The 18,927-nt window shown below is 60.0% G+C and carries 17 protein-coding genes; 12 read left to right on the forward strand and 5 right to left on the reverse strand.

The window, feature by feature from the left end:
* The first annotated feature begins 66 nt into the window (after positions 1-66).
* A complete protein-coding gene (tesB, locus tag HU806_RS07940; protein ID WP_024780306.1) occupies positions 67-936 on the forward strand; it encodes an acyl-CoA thioesterase II in 870 nt (289 codons plus the stop codon).
* Positions 933-1,523, forward strand: coding sequence for an HAD family hydrolase (locus tag HU806_RS07945; RefSeq protein WP_186610862.1), 591 nt, complete (start codon positions 933-935; stop codon positions 1,521-1,523). Before tesB ends, HU806_RS07945 begins: the two co-directional genes overlap by 4 nt.
* A 36-nt stretch (positions 1,524-1,559) precedes the next feature.
* Here the strand turns inward: HU806_RS07945 and HU806_RS07950 are convergent, their stop codons facing one another.
* Positions 1,560-2,504 carry an alpha/beta hydrolase gene (locus HU806_RS07950; RefSeq protein ID WP_186610904.1) on the reverse strand — a complete coding sequence of 315 codons (945 nt, stop codon included), beginning with the start codon at positions 2,502-2,504 and terminating at the stop codon, positions 1,560-1,562.
* The gene (gene ypfJ / locus HU806_RS07955; protein WP_186610863.1) at positions 2,504-3,391 is read right to left on the reverse strand and encodes a KPN_02809 family neutral zinc metallopeptidase; all 888 of its coding nucleotides are present in this window, start codon (positions 3,389-3,391) and stop codon (positions 2,504-2,506) included. The genes HU806_RS07950 and ypfJ overlap by 1 nt, the downstream gene beginning before the upstream one ends.
* Positions 3,392-3,641: 250 nt before the next feature.
* Here ypfJ and HU806_RS07960 point away from each other — a divergent pair, with 250 nt between their 5' ends.
* On the forward strand, positions 3,642-4,520 hold the full coding sequence (locus HU806_RS07960; RefSeq protein ID WP_186610864.1) for a DMT family transporter: 879 nt from the start codon (positions 3,642-3,644) through the stop codon (positions 4,518-4,520).
* Positions 4,521-4,736: 216 nt separating this feature from the next.
* Here the strand turns inward: HU806_RS07960 and HU806_RS07965 are convergent, their stop codons facing one another.
* Positions 4,737-6,074: an MFS transporter gene (locus tag HU806_RS07965; RefSeq protein WP_186610865.1), complete on the reverse strand. Its 1,338-nt coding sequence runs from the start codon at positions 6,072-6,074 to the stop codon at positions 4,737-4,739.
* Positions 6,075-6,343: 269 nt separating this feature from the next.
* On the opposite strand from HU806_RS07965, the gene quiC reads away from it, so the two are divergent.
* Positions 6,344-8,242, forward strand: a complete 1,899-nt coding sequence (quiC, locus tag HU806_RS07970) for a 3-dehydroshikimate dehydratase QuiC (RefSeq protein WP_186610866.1) — start codon at positions 6,344-6,346, stop codon at positions 8,240-8,242.
* A 102-nt stretch (positions 8,243-8,344) separates the two neighbouring features.
* Complete coding sequence (locus HU806_RS07975; RefSeq protein WP_186610867.1) at positions 8,345-9,022, forward strand: TetR/AcrR family transcriptional regulator; 678 nt, start codon at positions 8,345-8,347, stop codon at positions 9,020-9,022.
* Between the two features lie 33 nt (positions 9,023-9,055).
* Here HU806_RS07975 and HU806_RS07980 read toward each other — a convergent pair whose 3' ends face one another.
* Entirely contained in the window at positions 9,056-9,907 is an 852-nt protein-coding gene (locus HU806_RS07980; RefSeq protein WP_527251136.1) for a shikimate dehydrogenase, read from the reverse strand.
* 5 nt (positions 9,908-9,912) lie between these two features.
* Positions 9,913-10,353 (reverse strand): type II 3-dehydroquinate dehydratase, encoded by a 441-nt coding sequence (aroQ, locus tag HU806_RS07985; protein WP_186610869.1) that lies wholly within the window; start codon positions 10,351-10,353, stop codon positions 9,913-9,915.
* Positions 10,354-10,858: 505 nt separating this feature from the next.
* Here aroQ and HU806_RS07990 point away from each other — a divergent pair.
* From HU806_RS07990 to HU806_RS08020, 7 genes are all read left to right on the forward strand, one after another.
* Positions 10,859-11,857: a terpene synthase family protein gene (locus HU806_RS07990; RefSeq protein WP_186610870.1), complete on the forward strand. Its 999-nt coding sequence runs from the start codon at positions 10,859-10,861 to the stop codon at positions 11,855-11,857.
* Positions 11,858-11,949: 92 nt separating this feature from the next.
* On the forward strand, positions 11,950-12,516 hold the full coding sequence (gene idi, locus HU806_RS07995; RefSeq protein ID WP_186610871.1) for an isopentenyl-diphosphate Delta-isomerase: 567 nt from the start codon (positions 11,950-11,952) through the stop codon (positions 12,514-12,516).
* Positions 12,517-12,527: 11 nt separating this feature from the next.
* Entirely contained in the window at positions 12,528-13,448 is a 921-nt protein-coding gene (locus HU806_RS08000) for a polyprenyl synthetase family protein (protein WP_186610872.1), read from the forward strand.
* A gap of 20 nt (positions 13,449-13,468) precedes the next feature.
* Positions 13,469-15,403, forward strand: coding sequence for a 1-deoxy-D-xylulose-5-phosphate synthase (gene dxs, locus HU806_RS08005; protein WP_186610873.1), 1,935 nt, complete (start codon positions 13,469-13,471; stop codon positions 15,401-15,403).
* A gap of 46 nt (positions 15,404-15,449) precedes the next feature.
* Positions 15,450-16,433, forward strand: a complete 984-nt coding sequence (locus tag HU806_RS08010; protein WP_186610874.1) for a terpene synthase family protein — start codon at positions 15,450-15,452, stop codon at positions 16,431-16,433.
* Entirely contained in the window at positions 16,430-17,734 is a 1,305-nt protein-coding gene (gene ispG, locus HU806_RS08015) for a flavodoxin-dependent (E)-4-hydroxy-3-methylbut-2-enyl-diphosphate synthase (protein ID WP_186610875.1), read from the forward strand. The genes HU806_RS08010 and ispG overlap by 4 nt, the downstream gene beginning before the upstream one ends.
* Before the next feature lie 15 nt (positions 17,735-17,749).
* The gene (locus HU806_RS08020; protein ID WP_186610876.1) at positions 17,750-18,925 is read left to right on the forward strand and encodes a 1-deoxy-D-xylulose-5-phosphate reductoisomerase; all 1,176 of its coding nucleotides are present in this window, start codon (positions 17,750-17,752) and stop codon (positions 18,923-18,925) included.
* Positions 18,926-18,927: the final 2 nt, after the last annotated feature.

Consider the following 18,927-nt stretch of genomic DNA (forward strand, 5'->3'; position numbering starts at 1 on the left):
GCCAATCATCGATCCGCCGCCGCAGCGCAGCCTGCGCGGTTTTGTGCTGTTGTGAGGAAAGTCTGAATGAGCCACGTGTTGGAAGATCTGGTCGACCTGCTGACCCTGGAACCGATCGAGGAGAACCTGTTTCGCGGTCGCAGCCAGGACTTGGGGTTCCGCCAGTTGTTCGGCGGCCAGGTGTTGGGCCAGTCGTTGTCGGCGGCCAGCCAGACCGTGGAAGAGGCGCGCCATGTGCACTCGATGCACGGTTACTTCCTGCGCCCGGGCGATGCGGCGTTGCCGGTGGTCTATCAAGTCGATCGCGTGCGTGACGGCGGCAGCTTCAGCACCCGTCGGGTCACGGCGATCCAGAAGGGCAACCCGATCTTTACCTGCAGCGCGTCGTTCCAGTACGACGAGCAAGGCTTTGAACATCAAAGCACCATGCCGCAAGTCGTCGGGCCGGAGAACTTGCCCTCGGAGCTTGAGCTGACCCAGCAGCGGGCGCACCTGTTGCCCGAGCACATGCGTGAAAAACTGCTGTGCCCCAAGCCGATCGAGGTGCGCCCGGTCACGGAAAAAGATCCTTACAACCCGCAGCCGGCCGACCCGGTCAAATACGTTTGGTTTCGTGCCGATGGCGCCCTGGCGGATTCGCCGGCGCTGCATAAATACCTGCTGGCCTACGCGTCGGATTTCGGCCTGTTGACCACCTCGATGCTGCCACACGGCAAATCGGTCTGGCAGAAAGACATGCAGGTCGCCAGCCTCGATCACGCGTTGTGGTTCCATGCCGACCTGCGCGCCGATGACTGGCTGCTCTACGCCATGGACAGTCCATGGGCCGGCAATTCCCGTGGATTCTCTCGGGGCAGCGTGTTCAATCGCGCCGGGCAATTGGTGGCTTCGGTGACCCAGGAAGGCTTGATCCGCCATCGCAAGGATTGGGCATGAGCCTGTCCGATGTGCGGCACTGGGTGTTCGATATGGACGGTACGCTGACCATCGCCGTGCATGATTTCGCCGCGATCCGCGTGGCCCTGGCGATCCCGCCCGAAGACGACATCCTCACGCATCTGGCGGCATTGCCGGCAGGGGAAGCGGCGGCCAAGCATGCCTGGCTGCTGGAACATGAGCGGGACTTGGCCCTGGGGTCCAAGCCAGCGCCCGGTGCGGTCGAGTTGGTGCGCGAGTTGGCCGGTCGGGGTTATCGCCTGGGCATCCTGACCCGCAACGCCCGCGAGCTGGCCCACGTCACCCTTGAGGCCATCGGCCTGGCGGATTGTTTTGCCGTGGAGGACGTGCTGGGTCGCGACGAAGCGCCGCCCAAGCCCCATCCCGGTGGCCTGTTGAAACTGGCCGAAGCCTGGAGCGTGGCGCCGGAGACGATGGTCATGGTCGGCGACTATCGTTTCGATCTGGACTGCGGCCGTGCGGCGGGGGCGCGGACGGTGCTGGTAAACCTGCCAGACAACCCGTGGCCCGAACTGACGGACTGGCATGCGCGTGATTGTGCGGAACTGCGACGGATGCTCGCTTGAAGGGCGGATCTTGCTCGCGGGCAGACTCGCGAGGGTTCACTGACCAAACAATGCCTTCAGCCCCTCGGGTGAATTGAACATTCCGTTCCCATCGTGCCCGACACCGGGCACCTCGACGAGCCGCTGGCTCAATCCTTGCGGATGACGCCGGCTCAGGTAGTCGAAAAAGAACTTCCCACGCAGCAGTCGATACGCGCCCTGGGTTTGAGCTTCACAGCCTTTGTCCAGCGCCGGGTGTTCCGGGTCGATGTCCTGTTGCCCCAGCAGATAGACAATGTCGCGCTTGATGTAACGGTCTTCAAGCTGGGCCGCCGTCTGGCCGGTCGCATAGGCCGGCAGGTTTTCCAGGCCATATTTCCAACGGTTGAAAGTCGGGCAACTGGCAGGGTCGAACGCCATCGGGCGTTGCGCATCGAGGTAGGCGTAGGACGATGGGTTGGCGACGACAAAGCGTGGCGCAATACGGGATGGGCCATGGGCGAGCAGGGCATAACGCTGCACCACTTGGGCGCCGCCGGAATGACCGGCGATGACGATCTCCTTCACTTCGGGGAACTGTTGCCGGTCGCTGACCCGCGCGACGATGTCGTCCAGCACCTGGAATGAGCTGACCGGATCCGGCCCCGTGGATTGGCCTCCCGCCATCCACTCATTGCCCTGCCAGCGCAGGATGTCGGCAGGCAATTGATGGCGCGCCACGTCGTGTTCGTTGAGAAACTGCGGGGCGATGATCAAGGTCGTCGCCGATTGACCGGCCTGCGCGGCGGCTTTTTCAGCGCTGTGCAGATAAGTGTCGGCATTGCGCAGCCGACCGTGGAGGATGATCAGCACCCGTTGGATCGAAGAAGGAGGCGGACTCACGGCGGCGGCCATCGCGCCGCCCTTGAATTGCAGCCGACCCTGGGCGATGGCGTTTACACCGTGTTCCTCTGCCTGTGCCATGCAGCACAGCGTCAACCCGAGCAATGCCGCCCATCTCATTACAAGGTTTTCGCCGCGAAGGTGTCGCATTGGCTCACCTGGCCTTGGGCGAAACCGGTCTTGAACCAGCGAACCCGTTGCGCCGAAGTGCCGTGAGTGAAAGAGTCCGGGACTACGCGGCCCTGGCCTTGCTGCTGCAGCCGATCGTCGCCGATCGCGTTGGCGGCGTTCAGGGCCTCTTCGATGTCCCCTGGCTCAAGCCAGTTCAGGCGTTTTTGCGCGTGGTAGGCCCAGACGCCGGCCAGGCAGTCGGCCTGCAATTCCTGGCGCACGAGCAAGCCACCGTCGCCTTCCATTTGCCGGCCTTGTTGACGGGCTTCCTGGATTTTTGCCGACACACCGAGCAGCGTCTGCACGTGGTGGCCGATTTCGTGGGCGATGACGTAGGCCTGGGCGAAATCGCCAGCGGCGGAGAAACGCTGGGACATTTCCTTGAAGAAACTCATGTCCAGATAGACCTGCCGATCCGCCGGGCAATAGAAAGGGCCGGTCGCCGAGGACGCTTGGCCGCACGCCGAGTTGACCCGACCACTGAACAACACCAGCTTCGGTTGCTGGTACTGGCGCCCCGCTTGCTGGAACACCTGGCCCCAGGTGTCTTCGGTATCGCCGAGAATGGAGCGCACGAATTCAGCCTGTTCATCGTTGGCCGGTGGCGCCTGGCGTGTTTGCGACGAAGCAGGGGCAGAGCCCTGGTCCATCTGCCCGGCGAGCTGCCCGAGGATTTGCATGGGGTCCTGGCCGGTAACCCAGCCAATGCCGACGATCAGGATAATGGCCGTCAGGCTCAATCCCTTGCCGCCACCAAAACGCATCCCTCCGCCGCCCCCACCGTCACCACGGGCGTCCACCACGTTGTCACTGCGGCGACCTTTTTTCCATAACATGTGGGAAATCCTCTGAATGAGCGTGCGAAGAGATGACCGCTATGGCGCAGTCTAGTCTTTAGGGGCGCAAGGTGCGCGCCGTGCCTGAGCTGTCAGGCAACCGGTGCGGAGTTTGGTTCAGCGCTGAGCCGAACCCTGCCTGGCTGCGGATTTTTCATTACACTTCGGATCCAGAACTATCGGAACCCTCGCTGGCCCAATAACTGCACCGCGCGACACGACCTTTACATCAAGCAACGCAGGTTTCCCTATGACCATCAGCACTCCGCTCTCCGGCGTCAATCAGGCTTTCAAGGGCATCGTGCTTATTCTGGTCGCAACGTTTCTGTTCTCCAGTCATGACGCGTTGTCCAAATACCTCTCGGGTTTCTATCCGATCGTCATGGTGGTCTGGGCACGTTATGTCGTGCACACCTTGTTGATGGCTGGAATTTTCCTGCCGCGCTCGGGGCTGCGCGTGCTGCGTACCAAACGCCCGTTGTGGCAGTTGGCGCGGGCGTTGTGCCTGTTGGGCACCAGTTTGTTCTTCACCACCGCGCTGATGTACATCCCGCTGGCGGAGGCGACGGCGGTCAACTTCCTCGCGCCCGTGCTGGTCACCGCGTTGTCGGTGCCCCTGCTTGGCGAGCACGTCACGCGGGGTCAATGGATTGCGGTTATCTTCGGGTTTATCGGGGTGCTGATCATCGTTCACCCCGGTGGTGATCTGTTCACGCCAGCAGTGTTGTTGCCGTTTTGTTCGGCGCTGTTTTTCTGTTTCTACCAGTTGCTGACGCGCAAGCTCAGCGAGATCGACAGCCCGACCACCAGCAACTTTTTCGCCGGCCTGTGCAACACATTGGTTATGAGCGCTTTGGTGCCGTTCTTCTGGCAAGTGCCGAGCCTGACGCACGCGGTGATGATGCTGGCGCTGGGTGCATGCGGGATGACCGCGCACCTGATGCTGACCCAGGCATTCCGTTTCGCCGCCCCGGCGCTGCTGGCGCCGTTCGGGTACTGCCAGATTGTCTTCGCCGGGCTGCTGGGTTGGTTGTTGTTCAGCCATACGCCGACGCTGACCACCGTCGTCGGCATTACCCTGATCTGCTTGAGTGGGTTGGCGGCGGCGTGGCAGCAGCGGCGCAAGTAACCGCTACATAAGTCCCTGTTTGGCCCGCGGACATGGTTAACACCTGTGGCGAGGGGATTTATCCCCGTTGGGCTGCGCAGCAGCCCCAAGAACTGAGATTGCGGCGTGTCTGGCTCACCGCATTCCTCTGTTTTGGGGGCTGCTGCGCAGCCCAGCGGGGATAAATCCCCTCGCCACAAATGTGCTCGGCTTGGTTGCCCGGAGCTGGTCCCAGTATCAGTTTTCCAGAGTAGGAACCTTGCGCGGCGCCATGAAGTACATCCAGATCAGCGCGATGAAATACATGGCCGGAATCAGGGTGAACAGCACGGTGTAGTTGTTATTGGTGATCGTCAGGATGTGCCCCACCAACTGAGTCATGAACATCCCGCCGATGGCTGCGCACATGCCGCCGAAGCCGAAGACCGTGCTCATCATGTGCTTGGGCGTGTAGTCCATCACCAGGCTCCAAATGTTCGCGGTCCAGGCCTGGTGCGCGCCGATCGCCAGGGAAATGGCAAACACCGCTACCCAGAGGCTGCTGGAGCCGGCGGCCATGATCACGCCGACGATGCAGCAGGCAAACAGCAGCATGGAGAGCAGCCGTGCCTTGATCGGATTGACTCCGCGGCCAATCAGGAACGAAGACAAAATCCCGCCGCCGACACTGCCGAAGTCGGCGGTAAGGTAGATGATGATCAGCGGGATGCCCATCTGGGTCACGTTGATGCCCAGGTTGTATTGCTGGTTCAGGAATGGCGGCAGCCAGTAAAGGTAGAACCAGAACACCGGCGCGGTGATCGAGTAGGCCAGGGCGAATGCCCAGGTGCCGCGCATGCGCAGGATCCGGGAGAACGGCACGCGGGCCTGATCCGGTTCGTCCTGGGCCTGGATGTAGTCCAGTTCTGACTGTTTGACGCTCGGGTGATCTTCCGGGTTGAAGTATTTCAGACCCCAGAACAGCAACCAGATCCCGCCCAGCGCGGCCATGCACAGGAACGCGGCCTGCCAGCCCCACACGTGCAGGATCAGCGGCAACAGCATCGGCGTGAACATTGCGCCGACGTTGGTGCCGGCGTTGAAAATACCGGTGGCCACGGCGCGTTCGCCAGCCGGGAACCACAGCCGCGTGGTTTTTACACAGGCGGGATAGTTGGCAGCTTCGGTCAGGCCGAGGATGAAGCGGCAAACCATGAAACCTACCGCCGAGGTCGCCAGGCCGTGGGCGCCGGTCGCCAGGCTCCAGAGCAGCACGGCGCAGAAGAACACGCGCTTGACGCCAACCCGATCGATCAGCCGACCCTGCAACACGAAGCCGATGGCATAGCCGACCTGGAACCAGAAATTGATATTGGCGTAATCCATCGCCGTCCAACTCATTTCCTTGGCGAGAATAGGCTGCATTACGCCCAGTGCGGCGCGGTCGATGTAATTCAGGGTGGTGGCAAAAAACACCAGGGCGAGCATGCCCCAACGGGTCTTGCCCACCGCCATGGCGCCGCGGATCTTGTCGCCGACGCTTTCGGTGGAGGCACCCAGGCCGGGGGCCAGGCGGGAACTTTGGGAAGGAATCATAGGTGCACCCGTTCTTGAAATTCTTATGGTGTGGTCTGGGTTTGCCATTGAGACGGCAGTTCAAGCCAGCGTCAATGTGGGGTCGATGGTGCGCAGTGGCTAAAAAATCGTCAATTCGTTAATCGGGCATTGTGTTCGATAATCGCCCAAAAAACTAACTGGATGGTACATATTGAATTGCTCAAAGAAACCGGCAGCCCAATAATCGGCTGACTCTTTTAAAAAGCGGCGCACTTTTGTAGCCGACGCCTGTCCCGGGAGCCGAATTCATGCAGCGTTCCATTGCCACCGTTTCGTTGAGCGGTACCCTGCCGGAAAAACTCGAAGCCATTGCCGCCGCCGGTTTCGACGGGGTGGAGATTTTCGAGAACGACCTTCTCTATTACGACGGCAGCCCTCGGGAAATCAGGCAAATGTGCGCCGACTTGGGCATTGCCATCACCTTGTTCCAGCCGTTTCGCGACTTTGAAGGCTGCCGTCGTGAACGCCTGGCGCGCAACCTGGAGCGGGCCGAGCGCAAATTCGACCTGATGCAGGAGCTGGGCACCGATCTCGTGCTGGTGTGCAGCAATGCCTCGGCCGACAGCGTTGGCGATGAGCAAATCCTGATCGATGACCTGCGGCTACTGGCCGAGCGCGCCGGCGCGCGGGGCTTGCGCATCGGTTATGAGGCATTGGCCTGGGGCCGGCACGTGAATACTTATCAACAGGTTTGGAACATCGTGCGCCAGGCCGATCATCCGAGCCTCGGCGTATTGCTCGACAGCTTCCACACCTTGTCCCTCAAAGGCGACCCGAGCGCCATTGCGGAGATCCCTGGCGAGAAAATTTTCTTCGTGCAAATGGCCGACGCGCCCATCCTGGCGATGGACGTCTTGGAATGGAGCCGGCATTTCCGTTGCTTCCCGGGGCAGGGCGAATTCGACCTGCCGGGCTTCCTGGCACCGATCATCAAGAGCGGCTACACCGGGCCGCTGTCGCTGGAAATCTTCAACGACGGATTTCGCGCCGCGCCACCAAGGGCCAACGCTGCCGACGGTTTGCGGTCGCTACTATACCTGGAGGAAAAAACCCGTCAGCGGCTGGCCGCGGAAGCGCCTGTTCAAAACAGCGATATCCTGTTCACGACGCCGCCAGCCAGTGAATATGAGGGCATCGAGTTCTTGGAATTCGCTGTGGACGACAACCTCGGCGCCAAGCTCTCCCATTGGCTGGAGCAGTTGGGGTTCGTCAAGGCGGGACTGCACCGCTCCAAGAATGTCAGCCTGTTGCGCCAGGGCGATATCAACCTGATCCTCAACAGTGAGCCGTATTCCTTCGCCCACAACTTTTTCGAAGCCCACGGCCCGTCGCTGTGCGCGACGGCGGTGCGGGTTCAGGACAGCGCTTGTGCCTTGGAGCGGGCTGTCGCCTACAAGGGCCAGCCTTATCGTGGCCTGGTAGGGCCCAATGAGTTGGAACTCGCGGCGGTGCGTGCGCCGGACGGCAGCCTGATCTACCTGGTGGATCAGGACGCCGATGTTTATGGCACCGATTTCAACCTGCAACCGGGTGCGGTGATCGGCGCCGGGCTCAAGCGAATCGATCACATGGCGATGGCGCTGCCGGCCGATAGCCTCGACAGTTGGGTACTGTTCTACAAGAGCCTGCTGGATTTCGAGGCTGACGATGAAGTGGTGCTGCCCGATCCCTACGGCCTGGTCAAAAGCCGTGCGTTGCGCAGCCGCTGCAGTTCGATCCGTTTGCCGTTGAACATTTCCGAGAACCGTAACACCGCGATTTCACATGCGCTGTCGAGTTATCGCGGTTCAGGTGTGCATCACATCGCCTTCGATTGCGATGACATTTTCGCCCAAGTCAGCCGCGCCAAGGAGGCGGGCGTGCCGTTGCTGGACATTCCGTTGAACTACTATGACGACTTGGCGGCGCGTTTCGATTTCGACGACGAGTTTCTCAGCGAACTGGCGTATTTCAACGTGTTGTACGACCGTGACGCTCAGGGTGGCGAGTTTTTCCACGTCTACACCGAACCGTTCGAAGGGCGGTTTTTCTTCGAGATCATCCAGCGCAAGAACGGCTATGCCGGTTACGGCGCGGCCAACGTCGCGGTGCGGCTGGCAGCGATGGCCAAGTCCCGCAGCGGTGGGGTGCGGCACGCCAAGTTGTAGGGAAATCGTAAACGCGGCGGCAATGGGCGACGCCGTGGCTTCCTTCGCTGCGCGGTGCGGCCCATAATCGCCGACCTGTGCAGTGATGGCCGTGAGCCCGCAATGACTATGAATCCAGAGCTTTCCGCAGTCGTCGAAGAACCTGTCGCCGCGCCGCGCAAGAGTCGCAAGAACAACCCGGAGAAAACCCGGGAGAACATTCTTCAGGAAGCCATCGTCGAGTTCGTCCAGCAAGGGCTGGCCGGCGCGCGGGTCGACGCCATCGCCGAGCGCATCCACACCTCCAAGCGCATGATCTATTACTACTTCGGCAGCAAGGAACAGCTGTACGTCGAGGTGCTGGAAAAACTCTACGGAGATATCCGTACCACCGAGAGCCGCCTGCACCTGGCGGAGCTGGCGCCGGTCGATGCGATCCGCCGCCTGGTGGAGTTCACCTTTGACCACCACGACCGCAACGTGGATTTCGTGCGCATCGTCTGCATCGAAAACATCCACAACGCCGAATACGTCAAGCAGTCCGGTACGATCAAGGCGATGACCAATACCATCCTCGATTCCCTTGGCGTGATTCTGCGTCGCGGCGCCGAAGAGGGCGTGTTCCGTGCCGGCCTCGAGCCGCTGGATGTACATTTGCTGATCAGCTCGTTCTGTTTCTACCGGGTGTCCAACCGCCAGACGTTCGGTGAGATCTTTCAGATTGATCTTTCGGACGAAGTGATCAAGCAGCGCCATCGGCAGATGGTTTGCGAATCGGTGTTGCGGTATCTGCAGGCCTGAACCTTGTGGGGGCGAGTAGGCCCCCACAGGTTTTCACTGATTCATGCTCTGGAAGTGCGCCAGCATCCGCTGGGCATCCGGTGCCACGCCGCTGAACAGCTCGAACGCCTTGACTGCCTGGAACACCGCCATGGTGCCGCCGTCCAGCGTGCGGCAACCCAAGGCCCGGGCGTTGCGCAACAGTTCGGTTTCCAGCGGGAAATAGACGATTTCCGCCACCCATAATTCGCTTCGCAACAGCTCGACCGGCACTGGCATGCCAGGCAGTTTCGCCATGCCCATCGGCGTGGTATTCACCAACCCATCGGCCTCGACCATGGCACTGGTCAAATCCTGGCCGGCCCGGGCGCGACCGGCGCCGAACTGTTGATTCAGATTGTTCGCCAGTGCCTCGGCACGGCTGGCTTCGACATCAAAGATGCTCAATGTCCCCACGCCTTCGGCCAGCAACGCGTGGGCAACTGCTGCACCTGCACCGCCGGCCCCCATCTGGACGACGTGGCGGCGCGAAACGTCGCCCAGGCCACGACGAAAGCCCTCTGCAAATCCCAGGCAATCGGTGTTGTGGCCGATGCGTTTGCCGTTTTTGAGCACCACGGTATTCACTGCGCCGATTCCGCTGGCTTCGGGCGATAATTCGTCCAGCAATGGGATGATCGCCTGTTTGCATGGGAAGGTGATGTTCAGTCCGGTAAAACTCATGCGTTCGGCGGCTATCAACAAGTCGGGCAGGGCGCCGCTCTCGAGCTTCAGCGCATCAAGATCGATTAATCGATACAGGTAACGCATGCCTTGGGCATCGCCTTCGTGCTCATGCAGCGCCGGCGTGCGAGACGCCTGGATACCCGCGCCGATCAGGCCGGCCAGCACAGTGATATTCGACATGCGCATCAACCCTTCAACCGCTGACTGAAATGTTCCAGGGCCAGGCGATAGCCGTGGCTGCCGAACCCACACATCACGCCAATGGCCACTGATGAGACGAAAGAGTGATGACGGAACGTTTCCCGGGCGTGGACGTTGGACAGGTGCACTTCGATTACCGGGACTTCACTGGCGACCAAGGCGTCGCGGATAGCGACGGAGGTGTGAGTCCAGGCTGCGGGATTGATGATGATGCCGGCACATCGGCCACGGGCGCCATGAATCCAGTCGATCAGCTCGCCTTCCTGGTTGGTCTGGCGAAACTCCACGGCCAGGCCGAACTCTTCGGCGGCGCGGCCGCATAAGGCAGAAATATCCGCCAGGGTTTCGTGTCCGTAGGTCGCCGGCTCGCGAGTGCCGAGCAGGTTCAGGTTCGGGCCGTTGAGCACCAGAACGATAGGCGGCATTGGTATCTCCATTGTTATTGTGAGCTCGACGGAAGGCCGTTGGCTTATGAGGAGATAAAATGTACCAGTCGGTTAATTTGGTCAATTCGCTCGATGAATGAGCGATGGCAAAGTTGTTCGGTAATCGAACATTCTCCGTCGCTGAGCATGCGACGAGCGGTGGAGTGAGCAACCTTTACGCGCTTGCGCCCAGCCAGAGGCGAACTACACTCGATAGACGTATTAATTAAAAGTCTGAAGTTCCCAAGTATTCTGGCCTGCTATCTATCCAGTGGTGAAGACTTTGCGGAGTCCACACCATGGAGCACCTCATCGTTCTGTTGGGGACGTATGATAGCGAGACTGGCAGTACGTCTATTTCCCAGCAAAGACCGTTGCATCGATCGCGCTCATACCCTAGGTATGGACTGTCTCGAGCATTGTTACTCGCGCGAAAAAAAAACGGACAGAATTTCACTCGGGTATTTAGCCCTTGCGTCACTTAATGCTGTCGGAAGGAAACAACATGCCCTTTTTCGATCTGGAAACATCAATACCTTTTCGTATTCATCCCCGCGCCGAAGATGTTCATGTGTGGCATTTGAACTGGTTGCAGGAAATGGGTCTGATCAGCGAGCCGAAAGTAGCACAAGATTATTCTCGGCAAGGGGCAGTCAGTGCCATGACGTATATATTTCCGCAGATTCCTTATAGTGGCTTGTGCTTGGCGGCCGACATGGCAGGCATTACCGTTTTCCTGGATGATTACTGTTCTGTTCACGCCAAAGCGCCCGAGCGAGTTGTCAGGCTTGTCACCTCACTTGTCGCCGTCACGCTGGACCCCATCGAATCGCATCATCAGATGAGCAACCCGATTGTCAGGGCTTGGTTACATGCCTGGAAGCGCTATGGTGAGGGCATGTCCAGCCGATGGAGGGAAAAAACTCAACAGACCTGGCATGAGTTTTTGACGGCCTGGATCGACGAGGCTGCGATCCAAGTGCAGGGTTCATACATGGACTTGGATGCTTATTTTCAAATAAGAAGGCGCGCGATAGGCGTTCGTCCCTTTATTGATGTCGCGCAATGGGCTCTCGGATTGGAGTTGCCACCGGCGTTGGCCGATCATCCGACGACGCAGAAGGCCCTTGATGCATGCACAGACGTATGTATCTATATCAACGACATTTTTTCCTTGGAACGCGAGCTTGCAGCAGAAGAAAAAAATAATTTCGTGCTGATTATTCAGCAGCAAAATGGTTTTTCATATGAGCAGTCTTTGGAGTTTTCGATAAAAAAATGCATCGACAGTTACAGGATTTTTGAACTTGACAAGGATGAGCTGTCACTGCTTGCTGTGTCAGAGTATGAACGTCGCGCCATTAATTCATACATTGATTTACTCTGTGGTTTTATAAAAGGAAGTCATGACTGGTCGAGTCAGGTTGAGCGCTATAAAACACCCGCTGACTCCTTAAGTTCGGCATCCTATTTGACGAGATGCGAGTACCTTTCCAATACCTGAAAAAGGGGGCGAGTCGCTTCCTGTATTGAGAGCTTGGCATTATTGAAGATTCTTTGTGCATGCTAGGTAGCCGCTTTGAAGGAGAATTGAAGATGGAAGAAACCCTCATTCTAGTGGATGAGGATGATTGCGAGACCGGTAGTGCGCATAAGTTGTTCATCCATCAACAGGGCCTGCGGCATCGGGCGTTCTCGATCTTTATCTTCGACGAGGACGGTCGTTTGCTGTTGCAGCAGCGTGCCCTTGGCAAATACCACTCCCAAGGCTTGTGGACCAATACTTGTTGCGGGCATCCCCGGCTGGGTGAACAGACCCACGCTGCCGCGCAACGACGTTTGTTCGAGGAGATGGGGCTGAGCTGTCCACTCAAGAAAGTGGCATCGCTGCTTTATCGAGAACAGGTCTCGAACGATTTGGTCGAGCATGAGTTCGATCATCTATTCGTGGGTACTTGCGACTCGCCACCGATTGCTAATCCCGATGAAGCTCTGGCCTGGCAGTGGCTACCGTTGTCCGATATTCCTGGGTGCATCGCCGCAGCCCCGGACAAATACACGGTCTGGTTCCGCAAAATCTTCGACACCTACACCCTGGCGGGGCTCCGTGCCTGGCAAGTGTTGTCCGTCGAGGCCCCCTCAATCGGCCATCAGGCGCTCTAGAGTTCACCGTTATGCAAAACGTGCACGATGTGTTGACGACCGAGGAGGGGCAGCGCGCCTTTGCCCACTGGAGGCTGGCGGGGCTGGATCGACTCGAGTGCGAACTCGAAGCTCAATTGTCATGCGCATTGATGCCGCCCGCACGGCTGCACGAAGCCGTGCGCTACGCAGTCTTTGGTGGTGGAAAGCGGCTGCGTCCATTATTGTGCCAGGCCAGTGGTGTCGCTCTCGGGGCGGATCGACAGGCTTTGGACACGGTCGGCGCGGCGGTGGAAATGGTCCACATCAGTTCCCTGGTGTATGACGATTTGCCGGCCATGGACGACGATAGCCTGCGTCATGGCCGGCCCAGCGTACATATCCAGTTTGACGAGGCCACTGCCATTCTGGCCGGGAGCGCATTGCTGACGCAGGCATTCATGACCTTGCGGCACACACCGATCCCCCCCGCTCGGCAAGCCTTGTTGATGGAGACGCTCGCTCGGGCGGCCGGCCCGGACGGCTTGTGTGGCGGGCAGATGCTCGATCTGGACAGCCTCGGTTCAGTGATCGGTCTCCCGGTCCTGAACCTGATGTACCAGATGAAGACCGGGGCGCTGATTCGCGCCGCGGTACGCATGGGCGCGCTCTGTGCCGAGCCGTCCGACGCGGACCTTGAGGCGTTGGATCGTTATGCGACAGCAATTGGCCTGGCCTTCCAGGTCGTCGATGACATTCTCGACGTGACCCAGGATTCGGCGACGCTGGGGAAAACCGCCGGCAAGGATGCGCAGGACCATAAACCCACCTATGTCTCGGTGTTTGGCCTGGATCCCTCGCGGCGCCTGGCCAGGCTGTTGAACGAGCAAGCCCATGCCGCTTTGGCCGGTTTCGATGCCCGGGCGACCTACCTGCGTGAGCTGGCTGACCAGATCGTCAATCGCTTGCACTGAGACATGAAAAGGAGTTCGGCATGTTCGAGCTACTGAATACCATCGACAGTCCTGGCGATTTGCGCGCTCTCCATCCTCGGGCGCTCGGCGCAGTGGCCGATGATTTGCGCGCCTTTATCCTGCACAGTGTTTCCAGGACCGGCGGACACCTGTCGGCCAATCTCGGCAGCGTGGAGCTGGCCGTTGCGCTGCACTATGTATTCGATACGCCGCACGACCGGGTCGTCTGGGATGTGGGGCATCAATCCTATCCGCACAAGATACTGACCGGGCGTCGCGAAGCTATGGCCGGAATTCGCCAACGGGGCGGGATATCCGGTTTCCCCCGGCGCCAAGAGTCAGAGTACGACTGCTTTGGCACTGCCCATGCCAGTACTTCGATTTCCGCCGCATTGGGCATGGCACTCGGGGCGCGAAGCAAAGGCGAGCATCGGCACAGCATTGCGGTCATCGGCGATGGTGCGTTAAGCGGCGGCATGGCCTATGAGGCGATGAATAATGCCGGCCTGCACACGGACCTGCCGTTTCTGGTGATTCTCAACGATAACGATATGTCGATTTCTGCCTCAGTCGGGGCGTTGCGTCTCCATTTGGGCGAGCTGACCGCTCGATGCTGTACACGCTCGGCCAGTGGCGGCATCAAGCGGATCCGGCGTGGTGAGTCGACCCAGGATGGGCGGGCCCGGCGACTGGAGGCACAGCTGGCGGGTACGACGCCGTCGGCGACTCTGTTTCAGGCCCTGGGCTTTAATTACACCGGCCCTGTCGACGGTCACGACCTCAATGAACTGATCTCGGTTTTGACAGCGCTCAGGGCCGTGCGGGGGCCGCAATTACTTCACATCGTCACCGAGAAGGGGCACGGCTACAGTCCGGCGGCGATTGATCCGGTGCTGTATCACGGGCCGGGTAAATTTAATCTGGAGCAGGGCATCCAGCCTGTCGCCCCTGCAAAGCAGAGCTACACCCAAGTCTTTGGCCGCTGGCTGTGCGACGAGGCGCAGCGCGACCCACGGATCATGGCGATCACCCCGGCCATGCGCGAGGGCTCGGGCCTCGAGGAGTTCGAGCGACGCTTCCCCGAGCGGTATTTCGATGTGGGAATTGCCGAACAACATGCCCTGACCTTCGCCGCTGGCCTTGCGACAGAAGGCTTGAAGCCAGTAGTCGCGATCTACTCGACCTTCCTGCAGCGAGCCTACGATCAGCTGATTCACGACATTGCGATTCAGAACCTACCGGTGGTATTGGCCGTCGACCGGGGCGGGATTGTCGGGGCGGACGGCGCCACTCATACCGGGGCGTTCGATATCGCCTATCTGCGCTGCGTGCCCAATTTGGTCATCATGGCCCCGGCGGACGAGAACGAGTGTCGACAGATGCTGCACACCGCCTTGCTCCAGGATGGACCTGTGGCGGTGCGTTATCCTCGTGGAGCGGGCCCTGGCCGCGTTGCGAAAAACGAGTTCAACGTCCTGCCGCTGGGCAAGGGCGAAATCCGCCGGCGATCGAGCCGCAGCCAAGGCGAACGAATCGCCATCCTCGCCTTCGGCTCGATGCTGCAGCCAAGCCTTGCGGCCGCGTTGGAACTGGATGCAAGCGTGGCCAACATGCGTTTCGTCAAACCTTTGGATATCGACCTGATAGAAGCACTGGCATGCAGCCATGACTTGCTGGTGACGATCGAGGAGGGCTGCGTGAAAGGTGGCGCCGGGGCGGCGTGTCTCGAGCAGTTGGCGGCTTCGGGTATTCCCCGCCAGGTGTTGCAGCTGGGGTTCGACGATCAATTTATCGAGCATGGTGCGCCCGAACAGGTGATGGCGGCCTGTGGCCTGGACGCCCAAGGCATTATCACCTCGATCCGGCTTTTCCAAGAGCAGGTTGCGCTGCTGCAGCCGCTGGCTTTGCCGGAGCTCAGTATTGGCGCGCGCAGCTTGATCGGTCGGCAATCATGAAGATTGTCCTGGCAATCAATGAGTAGGTACCTCAAGGAGTGGTCACATGTCCGCTTTCGTTCTTCCTCGCCTGTCCGTACCGTTTTCGTTGCGCATCAATCCTCATCACGATATTGCTGAAGAGGCCTCCCGCTCCTGGTTTCGCTCGATGGGATTCGACAATGTGGAAAGTGTCATGCGCGAGTATGAACGTAATCGTTCCTGTGGCTTGGTGGCCAGGGCGTTTCCAGATGTCGGGCCGCTTGAGCTGGAGCACCTGACCAGCCTGGTTTTTTGGCTATTCCTGCTCGATGACGGGTTGGACCAGGGGGCGTTGAGTCTGCCCAGCGACGAGGGGCGCAAGAGGCTGGAGCGGGTGTTCTCTTTGCTCAGCGCGCCGCCTGGCGAGGCGTGTCCGCAGACCGCCCTCGAACGGTCGGGCGTGCTGATGATTGCGCCGATGCTCGAAGTCATGAGCAGAGAGGGAGGACGGCGCTTGCTCGAAGAGATCAGGATGTTGTTCAGTTGGGTTGCCCATGAGGTGCAAAGGCGTTCCTGCGCAGAACTTCCCGATCCATTGGCTTACGCTCACCAGCGCCGTTTCACCTCGGCGGCGAGGGTCGTATTCAGGGCTGGCGAATACGCCAATCACGCCGAGTTGCCCGCCATCTTCCATCAGAGCCGACTGTTCGAAACGCTGCAAGACAGCGCCACCGACGTGATCACACTGGTCAACGATCTGTTTTCCTATGAGAAGGAAGCCGAGTATGGCGAGATCAACAATTATGTGGTGGTTTGCCAGCGCTGGCTGGACTCGTCTATCAATGATGCAGTTGCCCTTCTGCTGAGATTGTTGGACGCACGTGTCGATTGTTTTCAACGGGAGCAGAAGCGGGTCGCCGTTTTCATTGAGGAACAGGCTTTTTCGAGTGACGAACGACAGGCGATCCGGCGTTACGTGCAAATGCTGGAAGAGTGGATGAGCGCCAATCTGGATTGGTCGTCGCGAGTGCCTCGCTACAACGACCTGCGCAACGGGCCTGGGCGATGAACGCCAATATTGCCCGGCGTGGAACCCGCCAGGTCTGTATCGGCCCCGTGACCATGGGCAGCGCCAGTCCGATAGTGGTCCAGGCGATGACCAATACCGACACCGCCGATGCCCGGGCTACGGCTGCGCAGGTCGAGCAACTGGCATTGGCCGGCGCCGAACTGGTGCGGATCACGGTGAACGGTCATGAGGCGGCCTCCCAGGTCGCGAAGATTCGCGAGTTGCTGGATGCCCGAGATATCCAGGTTCCACTGGTCGGTGATTTTCATTTCAACGGTCATCGCCTGTTGGCGGCTTACCCCGAATGTGCCCAGGCACTGGGCAAGTACCGGATCAATCCGGGCAATGTCGGCAAGGGCGCCAGGCGCGACGAGCAGTTCTGCGAAATGATTGAAATGGCTTGCCGCTACGGCAAGCCCGTACGCATCGGCGTCAACTGGGGCAGTCTGGATCCGGAACTGCTGGCGCGGATGATGGACAGTAACGCCGCGCTCGCCAAGCCGTTGGCGGCCGATGCGGTGATGCGTGAAGCCTTGGTTGTTTCGGCGCTGGAGAATGCGCAACGGGCCATCGAAGTCGGTCTGTCGGCGGAGCGGATTGTACTGTCGGCCAAGGTCAGTCATGTCCAGGACCTGATCGCCGTGTACCGCAACCTGGCGGCGCGCTGCGATTTTGCCTTGCACCTGGGGCTGACCGAGGCCGGCATGGGCTCCAAGGGTATCGTCGCTTCATCCACCGCCTTGGCCGTGCTGCTGCAAGAGGGCATCGGCGATACCTTGCGTATTTCCCTCACCCCCGAACCCGGCGGTGAACGGACTCGTGAAGTGCTGGTGGCCCAGCAGATCCTGCAAACCATGGGTTTACGGGCCTTCACTCCATCGGTGGTGGCCTGTCCCGGCTGTGGGCGTACCAGCAGCCATTTTTTCCAGGAGTTGGCCCAACAGATCGAAGATTATCTGCGTCAGCAAATGCCGCTCTGGAAACTCCGCTTCAACGGCGTCGAGCATTTACAGGTGGCCGTCATGGGCTGCGTGGTCAACGGCCCGGGGGAAAGTCGCCTGGCAGATATCGGCATTTCCCTGCCGGGTGCCGGCGAGCATCCGTCGGCCCCGGTGTACATGGATGGCGAGCGAGTGCTAACGCTTAAGGGAAAGGCGATTGCCCGGGAGTTCACCCAGCTCCTGGATGCCTATGTGGCAGCGCGCTATGGACGGGAGGGCCAGGCACGGCAGGCACTGGCCGAGTTGCTTGGACGCCACGCCGACGCTTCCGGTGAGCTGATTGCCCGTGGCAGACAATAGCCGGGGAAAACAAGCATGAACCAGCGACTGACCCTGCTCGGGGCGACCGGCTCGATTGGCCAGAATACGCTCGATGTCGTGGCCCGCCACCCGGAGCTTTTTTCGGTCTTCGCCCTTACCGCGCATCACAGTGTCGACAGGCTTTACCAGCAGTGCCTGGCCTTCCGGCCGCAGGTAGCGGTGGTGGCTAGTGCAGAGGAAGCGGCGCGGCTATCGCGGCGCTTGAAAGCGCAAGGGTGCAATACCGAGGTGCTCCATGGTCCGGCTGCCCTGGTGACGGTGGCCACGGACAGCCAATGCGATACTGTCGTCGCCGCGATTGTCGGGGGGGCCGGGCTGCCATCGACGCTAGCTGCGGCGCAGGCCGGCAAGCGTATTCTGCTGGCCAACAAAGAGGCGTTGGTGATGTCCGGCGCGCTGTTCATGCGCAGCGTAGCGACAGCGCTAGCGCAGTTGTTGCCGGTCGACAGCGAACACAATGCCATTTTCCAATGCCTGTCGAATCACTCGGGGGGCCGTCCGGAGCGCTTGATCCTGACCGCGTCTGGCGGTCCGTTCCTGAATCGCCCGGTGGAAACCTTGGTCAGCGTCACTCCCGATCAGGCCTGCGCCCACCCCAAATGGCGGATGGGGCGCAAGATCTCGGTTGACTGTGCAAGCATGATGAACAAAGGCTTGGAGGTGATCGAGGCGCACTGGTTATTCGAAATGCCGCCGGAACGGATCGAGGTATTGATTCACCCGCAAAGCATTGTCCATTCGATGGTGGTGTACGCCGACCAGTCGGTCCTGGCGCAATTGGGTAATCCGGATATGCGCACGCCTATCGCCCAGGCCCTGGCCTACCCCCAGCGTATCGATTCCGGCGTCGAGCGGCTGAACCTGACGCAATCCGAGCCATTGAGCTTTGCCCACGCGGACCTGCGGCGTTTCCCTTGCTTGGGCCTGGCGCTTGAAGTGGCGCGAGACGGTTGTGAACTGAGTGTGGTGCTCAATGCCGCAAACGAAGTGGCGGTGGCGGCTTTTCTGGCCGGCGTGGTGACGTTCACCGATATCGCTCGCATTGTTGGCGAAACCCTTGGCCAGACCCGCTTGGTGGCGATCGACAGTCTTGAAGGTATCCAGCAGACGGATTGTCTGGCTCGTATCCGGGCCAGACAATTGGCGGGTTTGCCGCCGTTGAGCGAGTAGTT

The sequence above is a fragment of the Pseudomonas sp. SWRI154 genome (genome assembly GCF_014268645.1).
Lineage (GTDB): Bacteria > Pseudomonadota > Gammaproteobacteria > Pseudomonadales > Pseudomonadaceae > Aquipseudomonas > Aquipseudomonas marvdashtae.